The organism is Marinagarivorans sp., assembly GCF_982758155.1.
Map to the genome: position 1 here is coordinate 22,506 of NZ_CEXWTU010000023.1, position 12,559 is coordinate 35,064.

10 protein-coding genes and 1 pseudogene are annotated in these 12,559 nt (G+C 45.9%); all 11 read left to right on the forward strand.

Translation table 11 applies throughout. The features are described 5' to 3' along the window. Nucleotides 1-34 precede the first annotated feature (34 nt). Nucleotides 35-1,378, forward strand: coding sequence for a UDP-N-acetylmuramoyl-L-alanine--D-glutamate ligase (murD, locus tag AC3A8L_RS04740; RefSeq protein ID WP_487961084.1), 1,344 nt, complete (start codon nucleotides 35-37; stop codon nucleotides 1,376-1,378). After that, nucleotides 1,375-2,535, forward strand: coding sequence for a putative lipid II flippase FtsW (gene ftsW, locus AC3A8L_RS04745; RefSeq protein WP_487961085.1), 1,161 nt, complete (start codon nucleotides 1,375-1,377; stop codon nucleotides 2,533-2,535). Before murD ends, ftsW begins: the two co-directional genes overlap by 4 nt. Beyond that, nucleotides 2,522-3,640, forward strand: coding sequence for an undecaprenyldiphospho-muramoylpentapeptide beta-N-acetylglucosaminyltransferase (murG, locus tag AC3A8L_RS04750; RefSeq protein WP_487961086.1), 1,119 nt, complete (start codon nucleotides 2,522-2,524; stop codon nucleotides 3,638-3,640). The genes ftsW and murG overlap by 14 nt, the downstream gene beginning before the upstream one ends. Continuing rightward, a complete protein-coding gene (gene murC, locus AC3A8L_RS04755) occupies nucleotides 3,633-5,084 on the forward strand; it encodes a UDP-N-acetylmuramate--L-alanine ligase (protein WP_487961087.1) in 1,452 nt (483 codons plus the stop codon). Before murG ends, murC begins: the two co-directional genes overlap by 8 nt. After that, on the forward strand, nucleotides 5,077-6,024 hold the full coding sequence (locus AC3A8L_RS04760) for a D-alanine--D-alanine ligase (protein WP_487961088.1): 948 nt from the start codon (nucleotides 5,077-5,079) through the stop codon (nucleotides 6,022-6,024). Before murC ends, AC3A8L_RS04760 begins: the two co-directional genes overlap by 8 nt. Nucleotides 6,025-6,027: 3 nt before the next feature. Further along, on the forward strand, nucleotides 6,028-6,846 hold the full coding sequence (locus tag AC3A8L_RS04765; protein ID WP_487961089.1) for a cell division protein FtsQ/DivIB: 819 nt from the start codon (nucleotides 6,028-6,030) through the stop codon (nucleotides 6,844-6,846). 105 nt (nucleotides 6,847-6,951) lie between these two features. Further along, nucleotides 6,952-8,181, forward strand: a complete 1,230-nt coding sequence (ftsA, locus tag AC3A8L_RS04770) for a cell division protein FtsA (RefSeq protein WP_487961090.1) — start codon at nucleotides 6,952-6,954, stop codon at nucleotides 8,179-8,181. 97 nt (nucleotides 8,182-8,278) lie between these two features. Beyond that, nucleotides 8,279-9,439: a cell division protein FtsZ gene (ftsZ, locus tag AC3A8L_RS04775; protein WP_487961091.1), complete on the forward strand. Its 1,161-nt coding sequence runs from the start codon at nucleotides 8,279-8,281 to the stop codon at nucleotides 9,437-9,439. A 328-nt stretch (nucleotides 9,440-9,767) separates the two neighbouring features. Further along, nucleotides 9,768-10,679, forward strand: a complete 912-nt coding sequence (lpxC, locus tag AC3A8L_RS04780) for a UDP-3-O-acyl-N-acetylglucosamine deacetylase (RefSeq protein ID WP_487961092.1) — start codon at nucleotides 9,768-9,770, stop codon at nucleotides 10,677-10,679. Between the two features lie 293 nt (nucleotides 10,680-10,972). Further along, nucleotides 10,973-11,905 (forward strand): peptidoglycan DD-metalloendopeptidase family protein, encoded by a 933-nt coding sequence (locus tag AC3A8L_RS04785; protein WP_487961093.1) that lies wholly within the window; start codon nucleotides 10,973-10,975, stop codon nucleotides 11,903-11,905. A gap of 98 nt (nucleotides 11,906-12,003) precedes the next feature. Continuing rightward, nucleotides 12,004-12,559: pseudogene (gene secA, locus AC3A8L_RS04790) on the forward strand (preprotein translocase subunit SecA); the annotation flags it as partial.

Sequence of the window (12,559 nt, forward strand, 5' to 3'; positions counted from 1 at the left end):
ATGTATTTATTTTTTGTATTGAAAGAGACCCCCTGTGAATCTAATTAGCTCTAATAAATATACCGTTGTGATTGGCCTGGGCGTAACGGGCTTGTCAGTTGTAAGGTATTTGTTGGCGCAAGGTGTTCGGGTTGTAGCATGTGATAGTCGCGAAAGCCCTCCCAACTTAGCGGTGGTAAAGCAGCTGTTCCCAGAACTCAGCATTCAGTTGGGACCACTGGAAGCTGAACTACTTTGTAGTGCGCATGAAATTGTTATTAGTCCAGGCCTGTCGCGCAAAGAAACCGTCATTAAACAAGCGATAGATACCGGTATATCGGTTATTGGGGATGTTGAGCTTTTTGCTCGAGCAGTAAAGGCGCCAGTTGTTGCAATTACGGGCTCTAACGGTAAAACGACAGTAACGACACTTGTGGGTGAAATGGCAAAAGCGGCAGGCTTGAGTGTCGTGGTTGCAGGCAATATTGGGTTGCCGGTACTGGATACTTTAGATGATGCTGTCGATCTTTATGTATTGGAACTGTCTAGCTTTCAATTAGAAAGTACCTATTCTCTTAAGCCTATTGTGGCGACGGTACTCAATGTCTCGGCTGACCATATGGATCGCTATGAAAGCTTTATGGAATATGCTTTAACTAAACAGCGAATTGCTTTTGGGGCGAAAACGGTTGTTGTCAATAAGAAGGATCCACTGACAGAGCCTCCGTTTGCAGATGGCGTTAAGCGGGTTTGTTTTAGCGCGACTCAGGCCGATTTAAAAGATTTTGGCTTGTATGATGGTGATTTGATGAGGGGCTTTAAACCTCTTGTTGCGGTGGCGGATTTAAAGCTTGTGGGTTTACATAATTATACAAATGCTGCTGCTGCGTTGGCGTTGGCTGACGCGGCAAATATTCCGATGGGCGCTTGTTTGAAAGCTTTGGTTGAGTTTCGGGGTTTGCCCCATCGCTGTGAGCTTGTTACAACTATTAATGGCATCGATTTTGTTAGCGATTCAAAAGCCACAAATGTTGGAGCAGCAGTCGCAGCATTAGAAGGCTTTGTGGGGGAGGTTAAAAATATTCACATCATCCTTGGTGGTGATGGCAAAGGGGCTGACTTCTCTCAGTTAATTCCCGCTCTTAAAAGCACGGCTAAAACAGTGACCTTAATTGGGAAGGACGCCCCGCAGCTTGAAAAGTTGATTGCACAAGCATTACCTGAATTACCCATAATTAACGAACGATCATTAGAAGACGCTGTTGTTTCAGCTTTTAGCGGGGCTTCGGTTGGTGATTGCGTACTCTTGTCACCTGCTTGTGCGAGTTTGGATATGTTCAGTAGTTTTGAGCAACGCGGAGATGTATTCAGTCGAGCGGCTAAAGGTTTGCTGGCATGACGACGCTCCCATTAAACTTTGAGCAAAGTGTTAGTGATCTTGTCGCTAAAGGCTCTCGCCTTGACTTGATTTTGCTAACGACAGTATTGGCTTTGATGTCGTTTGGGTTGGTGATGGTATTGTCTGCTTCAATCGATCTCGCGGCGCATAGCTATAACGATCCATGGTTTTTTGTAAAGCGCCATTGTGTGTTTTTATGTTTAGCAGTTACTAGTGGCGTTGTTATTTTTAGCCTGCCGAGCGAAATGTGGAATCGCTTCGGTATTGTTTTTTTGATAATCGGCATTGCGCTATTAATTGCGGTATTGATTCCCGGTGTGGGTAAGGTTGTTAATGGAAGCCGTCGTTGGCTAGGGGTTGGTCCTTTTACTATTCAAGCATCCGAAGCGGCCAAGTTTTGTTTTATTGTATTCTTTGCTAGTTTTTTAGCGCGTAGAAGCGTTGAGTTTCGTGAAGGGTGGAGCGCATTTTTCAAATTGCTGGCAATACTGGGCGCGTTTGTTGTTTTGCTGTTGTTAGAGCCTGACTTTGGCAGTTCGGTTGTTCTGTGTATAACGGCCGGCGCAATGATGTTTATGGCGGGCGTACCAATATTGCGATTTATCCTTCTAGCCTTAGTTGGTATTGCCGGCTTGGCTTTTATGGCTGTTGCTTCTCCTTATCGCTGGCAGCGTTTGGTGACATTTCTTGACCCTTGGGCGGATCAGTTTTCGAGCGGGTATCAATTGGTGCAGTCGCTTATTGCCTTTGGTCGTGGAGAGTGGTTCGGCTTAGGGTTAGGTAATAGCTTACAAAAGCTCTTCTTTTTACCTGAAGCGCATACCGACTTCATTTTCTCAATTGTTGCTGAAGAGTTTGGTTTGGTCGGTGCTTTAGTTTTGGTTTTGGGTTTTGTGATTGTGGTCTGGCGAATACTCTTGTTGGCCTCAAAGGCTTTTAAGCAAGAGCGTTTTTTTGAGAGTTACTGCGCTGTGGGTATCGGCATGCTTTTCAGTGCGCAAGCCTTTATTAATATGGGAGTGGCTTCTGGGTTGTTGCCAACCAAGGGTTTAACCCTGCCTTTTGTGAGTTCTGGCGGTAGCAGCTTGTTGGTGTGTACTGGGTTGATTGCTTTGGTTTTACGTTTGGGGTGGGAGGTCAATAATGACAACGCCTAGTGTAACTGAAGCCCAAAGCTCAGGAACAATTCTCATCATGGCTGGCGGTACGGGGGGGCATGTATTCCCTGCGTTAGCTGTTGCCGATTATTTGCGTAATATCGGTGTAGTCGTGCATTGGATCGGTACGGATAAAGGTATTGAGGCGCGAGTCGTACCGGAAAATAACATCCCTTTGCATACGATCAACATCACGGGAATGCGTGGTAAGTCATTAGTAAAGCTTATTACGGGTCCTATTGCTGTTGCAAAAGCGATTACTCAGGCAAAGCGAATTATTCATCAAATAAAGCCCGATGTTGTTTTGGGTATGGGAGGTTATGCATCCGGTCCCGGAGGCATTGCGGCTTGGTTAGCTGGAGTTCCTATTATTGTGCATGAGCAAAATGCAATCGCAGGCAGCACCAATAAAATATTGGCTAAGTTTGCGAAGCGTGCTTTGTGTGGTTTCCCTAAGGCTTTGCCAAAAGGTCTTTTTGTGGGTAACCCTGTACGGAATAACTTCTATACACAGCTTAAACCGAGTGAGCGCTTTAGCGAGCCTGCGAGCCTTCCTTTTAAGGTGTTGGTACTTGGCGGTAGTTTGGGGGCCAAAGCCTTGAATCAAACGGTGCCTGAAGCATTGGCTCTGTTACCTAAAGATTTAAATTTTTGTGTGGTTCATCAGTCGGGCGCTAGAACTAAAACAGTGGCGAAAGAGGCGTATAAATTAGTACAAAAACAACGCCCAGACTGCAGCATTGAACTGCCAGAGTTCATTGTTGATGTTGCTAGTGCGATGTCTAAGGCTGATTTGATTATTTGCCGTTCTGGCGCATTGACTGTAGCAGAGCTGGCTGCAGTTGGCGCAGCTGCGATTCTTGTTCCTTTCCCCTTTGCCATTGATGATCACCAAACGGCGAATGCGCGTTGGTTGAGCGATAAAGGCGCAGCCATTTTATGTCCAGAGGCCACCTTAACGCCTAATTCACTGGCTGATCACATTACACAGCTTTATCACGATCGCCCACGTTTGCAGCAAATGGCGTCAGCGGCTTTTGTTCGAGACGAGAAAACACCAACGGCGAGCGTAGCAGATTATTGTTTGGAGTATTTACATGTCTGATGTCAGCGTTTATCAAACGCCAGAAATGCGCCGTATTCGACGCATACATTTTATTGGTATCGGCGGTGCAGGGATGAGCGGCATCGCAGAAGTATTATTAAATCAAGGTTATGAGATTTCAGGATCTGACGTCAAGGCCTCTAATACTACTCAGCGCTTGGAAAGCATGGGCGTAAATGTTTTTGTGGGGCACGATGCAGGCAATGTAACGGCCGTTGATGTTGTTGTTAACTCCAGTGCGATTGATGAAAGTAATCCAGAGATTGAAGAAGCGCGCAAGCTGCGAATTCCGATAGTACGTCGCGCGGAAATGCTGGCTGAGTTAATGCGTTACCGCCATGGCATAGCTGTTGCCGGCACTCACGGTAAAACAACAACAACCAGTTTGCTGGCCGCTATTTTTGCTGCCGCAGGGCAGGATCCAACATTTGTCATTGGTGGGCTCTTAAATAGTGCCGGTTGTAATGCACAGTTAGGTGCAAGTCGTTACTTATTGGCTGAAGCGGATGAGAGTGATGCCTCATTTTTACATCTGCAACCCATGGTTTCGATCGTGACAAATATCGATGCTGATCATATGGAAACGTATGGCGGAGATTTTGAAAAACTGAAGCAAACGTTCATTGAGTTCCTGCATAATCTTCCTTTTTACGGTCTAGCGGTGGTCTGTGGTGATGATGATGTTGTACGCAGCATTTTGCCTAAAGTCTCTCGCTCTGTTCTAACGTACGGCTTTAGAGAACAGTGTGATTACCAGGCCTTTGATGTTGTGCAAACTGAAAAGTCTCAAAGCTTCAAAGTGAAAACACCTCACGATAATAAGGTGCTTGAATTGCATGTGAACCTTCCTGGTAGGCACAACGTTTTAAACGCTACAGCGGCATTGGCTGTGAGCTTAGAAGAAGGGTTAGGTGTTGAGGCTATCGCTAAAGGATTAAAAGAGTTTTCGGGCGTTGGCCGTCGTTTTGAAATCTATGGCGAATACCCGCTGCGCGGTGACAATACGGTGATGCTGGTTGATGATTATGGTCACCACCCGCGCGAAGTTGCAGCAACTATTTCGGCAATTAGGGAAGGCTGGCCGGAGCGCCGTTTGGTGATGGTGTATCAGCCGCATCGGTATACCCGTACTCGCGATTTATTTGAAGATTTTGTAGAGGTGTTGTCGACTGTTGATCAACTGGTGTTGTTAGAAGTTTATAGCGCAGGTGAAGCGGTTATTACTGGCGCTGATGGGCGACACCTTAGTCGAAGTATTCGCACGCGGGGTTTTGTCGAGCCAGTATTTGTTGAGGCCTTAGATCAAGTGTCTGGAGTGTTAAAAAATCTTATTCAGCCGGGTGATATTGTTATTACTCAAGGTGCCGGCAATGTGGGCGCTTTAGCGGTGGGTTTGGCTGAAGAGTTTGAGCAATGGTCGGGAGGTATTTCTCATAATGTCTAAGACTATCGTTTTTGATCCTAAGTCGGTTGTTGAAAAAATAGGGCGCATAGCGGTGCTGTTTGGTGGCAATTCTGCAGAACGTGAAATTTCATTGCAAAGTGGTGCGGCAGCTATTGAAGCTTTGCAAAGCTTCGGTATTGATGTTGTGGCTATCGATACTCACGAAAATGCAGTTGAGCAATTGCAACGGCAGGAACTATCGGGTGCTTTTATCGCCTTGCATGGGGTTGGTGGGGAAGACGGTAAAATTCAAGGTCTTTTGGAGTTTTTGAAAATCCCGTATACCGGTAGTGGTGTATTGGCGTCTTCATTGTGCATGGATAAATTGCGTACAAAGCAGTTGTGGTCAGGCGTTAATTTACCTTCTGCGAAATATTTAGCGTTAGATGCGTCTACAAACTGGGCGCAAGCGTTAACTTTCTTGGGTGGTGAGGTAATGGTCAAACCCGCGCATGAAGGCTCTAGTATTGGGATGAGCCGCGTTAACACGGCAGAAGCACTTCAAAAAGCCTACCAGGAAGCTGCTCAATACGATACCAGCGTACTTGCGGAACAATTTATCGTTGGGGCTGAATATACGGTAGCCATATTGGATGGCGTCGCTTTGCCTCCTATTCGCCTGCAGGTTAATAGTGATTTTTATGATTTTAATGCAAAGTATTTGGCTGAAGATACACAGTATTTATGCCCTTGCGGTTTGGCAGCAGATAAAGAGACTGAATTAAAGCAATTGGCGATGGATGCATTTTCGGCTGTGGGTGCCTCAGGTTGGGGGCGTGTGGATGTTATGGCAAACGCTGCGGGCGGTTTTTATTTGCTTGAGGTGAATACGGTGCCGGGTTTAACGACTCACTCACTGGTTCCCATGGCGGCAAATGCGGCGAATATTGATTTTGAAACTTTGATTTTGCGTATTGCTGCGCAGGTATTGGTGAATTAGCCGGTGGCGAAAGCAAAGCAAAGTGGTGGTGCTAGCCGGCGACGCAGTCGCTCATCTAAGGTGGTCGAAAAAAGCAAGATGCCTTGGCGGCTTCTGTTTAATGCTGTTCTAGCGATTGCTGTAATAGTGGTGTTGGCTTGGAGTATTTATCGGTTGGAGCCGTTGGCCATAATTCAAGAGTACACCAATAAGCCTATCGCGCACGTTAGTGTTCAAGGTGATTTTAAATATGTATCGCAAGTCGATATTGAAGCCTTAGTGGCCACAAAGTTAACAGAAACTTTTTTAGAATTGGATATAGTGGCTTTAAAAAGTCACTTGGAAATACACCCTTGGATTGATCGTGCAATTGTGACTCGACAGTGGCCAGACACATTATTGATAAAAATTTCAGAGCAACAGCCAATTGCACGATGGAATTTGCATGATTTTTTAAATTTACGGGGTGAAATTGTTAATTTAGACAACAAAACCGAATTAAATCATCTACCTTTATTGAAAGCTGATGATAGATATGCAAAAAGAGTTATGCAGCAATATTTGTTAGTTGCGAAGTTGTTGGCGAATTATAAATTTGCACCTTTAGTGCTAGAGCTGGATAATACCCTAGCATGGACTTTGAAAATCTCGCCAGAAATAGAAATTAAGCTTGGAAGAGAAGAATCGCTCACGAAGTTACAACGGCTCATGGATGTGTTGACTACGGAGCTAAAAGATCAGGTGGCAAATATTAATGCTATCGATATGCGATACAAGCAGGGCTTTGCGATCAATTGGATAGAGTTACCTGAGGAGAGCAAGGCCGCTGCGACAGTTCATTAGTCGAAGCGTATTGAACGCTAAAAAGTGCGAGCCAGCATAAGGTGTCGCGAAACAACAAAAAGACCAGAGGCTTAAAAGCCAAATTGATTTATCGGGGCACAGGCAATGGCGCAGTCCAGTGGAAATAAAATGATCGTGGGTTTAGATATTGGAACGTCTAAAATTGTTGCGATCGTTGGGGAGTTATCGCCTGAAGGTGAATTGTCGGTAGTCGGCATTGGATCTCACCGCTCTAGCGGTTTAAAAAAGGGAGTTGTTGTCAATATTGATTCCACTGTGCAGTCAATTCAGCGTGCGGTGGAAGAGGCGGAGTTAATGGCGGGATGTCAAATACATTCTGTTTATGCTGGTATTGCCGGCAGCCATATTCGCAGTTTGAACTCTCACGGTATTGTTGCGATCAAAGATCGCGAAGTATTTTCTCAAGATATAGAGCGCGTTATCGATGCGGCGCAAGCGGTGGCTATTCCTGCGGACCAGAGAATTTTACACATATTGCCGCAAGAGTATCGGATTGATGATCAGGATGGTGTTAAAGAGCCTCTGGGTATGTCGGGGGTTCGCTTAGAAGCAAAGGTCCACCTTGTAACTTGCGCTGTGAATGCCGCGCAAAATATTGAGAAATGTATTCGCCGGTGCGGCTTAGAAGTTGACGATATTATTTTAGAGCAGTTGGCCTCAAGCTATGCCGTGTTGACTGAAGACGAAAAAGAGCTTGGTGTATGCATGGTGGATATTGGCGGCGGCACAACCGACATTGCCATCTTCACTGAAGGTTCTATTCGTCATACGGGTGTTATCCCTATTGCTGGGGATCAGGTTACCAATGATATCGCTATGGCGTTAAGAACACCCACGCAGCATGCTGAAGATATTAAAATTAAATATGCTTGCGCTTTGGCTAAATTAGCCGGCGCTGATGAGACAATAAAAGTCCCTAGTGTGGGCGAGCGTCCGCCTAGAGACCTTTCCCGGCAAGCATTAGCTGAAGTGGTCGAGCCTCGATATGAGGAGTTGTTTACTTTAGTATTGGCAGAATTAAGACGTAGTGGCTTTGAAGATATGCTACCCGCGGGCATTGTGCTAACGGGGGGGACGTCGAAGATGGAAGGCGTTGTAGAGCTAGCCGAAGAGATATTCCATATGCCGGTGCGTTTAGGTGCACCGCAAAATGTATCGGGCTTGCGAGATATTGTTAATAATCCCATTTATTCTACAGGCGTTGGCCTGCTGCACTATGGGCTGAAGCAGCAGGGGGGGCATGGCACAGAGTCATATGAGCCTTCCGATAGTACTTGGGGTCGAATAAAGAATTGGTTTCAGCGTAACTTATAGCCGTTGGCAGGCGCGTGAAGCACACGAATCAACGTTGTATGGCTTGTATTGCTATAGAGCGTAAATATTTTAAGCAGGGGAACAAAAGGGGAAAACCATGTTTGAGCTCGTAGATAACATTCCGCAAAACGCGGTAATTAAAGTTGTTGGTATTGGTGGTGGTGGCGGTAATGCTGTACGTCACATGATTGAGCAGCAAGTTGATGGCGTTGATTTTATTTGCGCCAACACTGATGCGCAGGCACTGAAAAATGTCAGCGCGCAGACGGTGCTGCAATTGGGTGGCCATTTAACAAAGGGGTTGGGCGCTGGCGCAAATCCGAATGTAGGCCGTGAAGCTGCGATGGAAGATCGTGAACGCATTGCAGAAACTCTGCAAGGTGCTGATATGGTCTTCATCACTGCAGGTATGGGCGGCGGCACTGGTACTGGTGCTGCACCAGTTGTTGCTGAGGTCGCGCGTGAGCTGGGTATACTCACTGTTGCCGTTGTAACGCGTCCATTCCCGTTTGAAGGTCGCAAGCGCATGGCGATTGCCGAAGAGGGTATTAAGCAGTTAAAGGATCGCGTTGATTCTTTGATTACTATTCCGAACGAAAAACTCTTAACGGTACTAGGTAAATCAACCAGTTTAATCGATGCCTTTAAAGCCGCTAATGATGTTTTGTTGGGTGCAGTACAGGGTATTGCCGACCTTATTATTCGCCCAGGCATGATCAACGTCGATTTCGCCGATGTTCGCACTGTAATGAGCGAAATGGGTATGGCGATGATGGGGAGTGGCTCGGGCAAGGGTGAGAACCGTGCACGTGAGGCTGCTGAAGCCGCAATTCGAAGCCCGTTGCTTGAGGATGTGAATCTTCATGGCGCGCGTGGGATCTTGGTTAATATTACAGCGGGTATGGATTTGTCTTTGGGTGAATTCAACGAAGTGGGTGATACGATTGAAGAGTTCGCCTCTGGTGATGCAACCGTTGTTGTGGGTACCGTTATTGACCCAGACATGGCTGATACTTTGAAAGTAACTGTTGTTGCTACGGGTTTGGGTGCTTTGCCGGCGCAAGAAGAAACTCCTGCAAAACCTGAAAAAGTTGTGGATAATACGCGTCACGCTGATGGCGGCTTAAATTATGCCGTTCTTGATAAGCCAACCGTTATGCGTAACCAAGGCTCTAATGCGGCACCAAAGCTTGATGAAAAAGCGCGTGATATGGAATATCTAGATATCCCAGCGTTTTTACGTCGCCAGGCAGACTAATCGCTGATAGGTTACTCTATCATTTGCGCGCAGTTTCCGGCTTATACGCCTGAGATATCGTTGCATGGATGCTGTTCCCCGCGTTATGCGGGCGTATGCTGACGCAAAAAGCACGTCAATTTTCGACGTGCTTTTTGCGTACACGGTTGATAAACACTGCGTTCAGGTTGAATTCAGTTGCCTGATGTTAATGTCAACAAACCATGCTAGCTAAGTACATATGCAATTTTTGCTGAAATTAGTGTACTCACTAGTCTGTAACAAAATTATGACATTCGATTGAATCCAACAGTTTTAATCGTTTACCTATATCTAGAGACATAAAGTAATGATCAAACAACGCACGCTCAAAAATGAGATACGCGCCACAGGTGTGGGGTTGCATACGGGGCAAAAGATTTATCTGACCTTGAGACCTGGCCCAATCGACGGCGGTATTGTTTTTCGGCGTGTAGACCTTAATCCTGTGGTTGAAATTCAGGCAAAAGCTGAAAATGTAGGTGATACAACGCTTTCTACTACATTGATGAAAGGCGATGTTCGTGTTTCGACAGTCGAGCATTTGTTATCGGCGATGGCTGGCTTGGGTATTGATAATGCTATTGTCGATGTCAGTGCTGACGAAGTCCCGATTATGGATGGCAGTGCAGGCCCGTTTGTATTCCTCATTCAGTCGGCAGGTATTCAAGAGCAGCCGGCGGCTAAGAAATTCATACGGATCAAAAAAGAAGTTACGGTGACCGATGGCGATAAAGTGGCTACATTAGCGCCATTTGACGGCTTTAAGGTTTCATTTACGATTGATTTTGACCACCCTGTTTTCAAGGGGCGTAAGCTCGACGCCGTGGTTGATTTCTCGAGCACCTCTTTCGTTAAAGAAATTTCTCGTGCGCGTACCTTTGGTTTTATGCATGAGATTGAATACCTTCGCTCTAAGGGCTTAGCAAAAGGTGGCAGCGTTGATAACGCCATTGTTGTTGATAAGTATCGCATCCTAAATGAAGATGGCTTGCGTTACGAAGATGAATTCGTAAAACATAAAATACTGGATGCCATTGGCGACCTTTATTTGCTGGGCAATACCTTGATTGGCGAATTTCGAGCCTATAAGTCAGGTCATGGTTTGAATAATCAGTCGCTGCGCGAACTTATTCGTCAGCCTGACGCTTGGGAAGTAGTTACATTTGAAGATGATGAAGAATCTCCGATTGCTTACCACAAGCCTTTAGCGGCGGCTTAATGGGTCATACTTTTCTTTATTTACGTGCGCCTTAGTGCTGCCCGTTAATAAAAAGCCAACTTTCGAATAGTTGGCTTTTTGCGTTTTATATGCCATATTCTGGCGCCGATTAAGCTATATAGCCAATTTGACTAGGTCTAGTTAAATTTTTGGTTAAACTTTAATCGAGGCGATGGTTTTTTGCCAGGCTGCTGTTTTGCCTTTGGTTGAATATAGCTATCGACATCATTCATTTTCAATGCGTGTAGGTGTTAATACACTACTCGTATTTTGGGTATCTAAAGACAAAGTCAGTGAAGATTATATTCATTAGCAAGCGCCATGGCGGCACAAAAACAATCACCTTAGGCTTTTGGTCAAAGACGTGTTTGTTCGCCTGTTTATTAGCATTACCCCTAGCGGCGGTGACGTTAATGGCGTTGCAGTGGAGTGTCAAAAGTGGCCATAGTTTATTGACTCAGGATGTCTCAAAAAACTGGGAGCAAACACTCTCCGCTCAGCAGTTGGATATCGAGAATACTCGCCATGAGGCACAGAGTAAGCTTGAAGCCTTAACCTTACGAGTGGCAGAGCTCCAAGCTCGCCTAGTTCGATTAGATGCTTTAGGTGAGCGCATGACTGTCGCTGCGAAACTTGAGCATGGAGAGTTTGATTTTAGTCAGCCACCAGCGTTAGGTGGCCCATCGGAAGAGCTTGATAACCACAATTTTGAAGTTACGACTTTCATGGATATGATCGACGATCTGGCTTTCAAGATTGAAGACAGGCAGCATCAGCTACAAACGCTTGAAGCTTTGATGGCTAATCAAAAAGTAGAAGAGTCTGTTTTTGTGGCGGGTCGGCCTATTACCAAAGGGTACTTGTCATCACGTTACGGGCGAAGAACAGACCCCTTCAGTGGTCGTATTGCTTGGCATGCCGGCGTTGATTTTGCCGGTAAAGATGGCAGTGAAATTGTTGCTGTTGCTGCTGGTGTAGTGACGTGGTCTGCAGACCGTTATGGCTATGGTAATTTAGTCGAAGTTAATCATGGTAATGGCTTTACGACACGCTATGCTCACTGCAAAGAAAACCTTGTTAAAGTAGGTGATGTGGTGAAAAAAGGGCAGCTTATTGCGCTTATGGGCTCAAGCGGCCGTTCCACTGGACCTCATGTCCATTTTGAAGTCTATAAGCATGGTCGCGCAGTCGACCCGGCGTCCTATATTCGGCGAGCTAGTCGCTGAACCTCTAGTTATTTACACTATCGTTCCCATATTACTGTCTCGGCTTACCTTGCCAACTCTCTTTTATCGCCTTACGGCAACACTATTAAGACACCGCTATGACTCTGAATATTTTTAAATTGTTATTTGGCTCTAAAAACGATCGCGAATTAAAGCGCATGCGCAAGCTCGTTAAAAAAGTTAATGCTTTAGATGAGTCTGTAAAGGCTTTAGATGACGACGCGTTAAAAGATAAGACGCAAGAGTTTCGTTCTCGCCATCAAAACGGTGAAACACTTGATGCGCTGCTACCCGAGGCTTTCGCGGTTTGTCGTGAGGCGAGCTCCCGTGTTATGGGAATGCGTCATTATGATGTGCAGCTCATTGGCGGTATTGCGCTACACGAAGGGCGCATTGCCGAGATGCGTACCGGTGAGGGTAAAACCCTTATGGCAACGCTTGCGGTTTACTTAAACGCTATTCCAGGTAATGGCTCGCACCTTGTAACGGTGAATGATTACTTGGCGCGTCGTGATGCTGAATGGATGCGGCCCCTATATGAAGCTTTAGGCTTAACCGTTGGCGTGATAGCGTCAATGCAGCCGCAGGATGAAAAGCGTGAAGCTTATAATTCTGATATTACTTATGGTACAAACAACGAGTTTTGTTTCGATT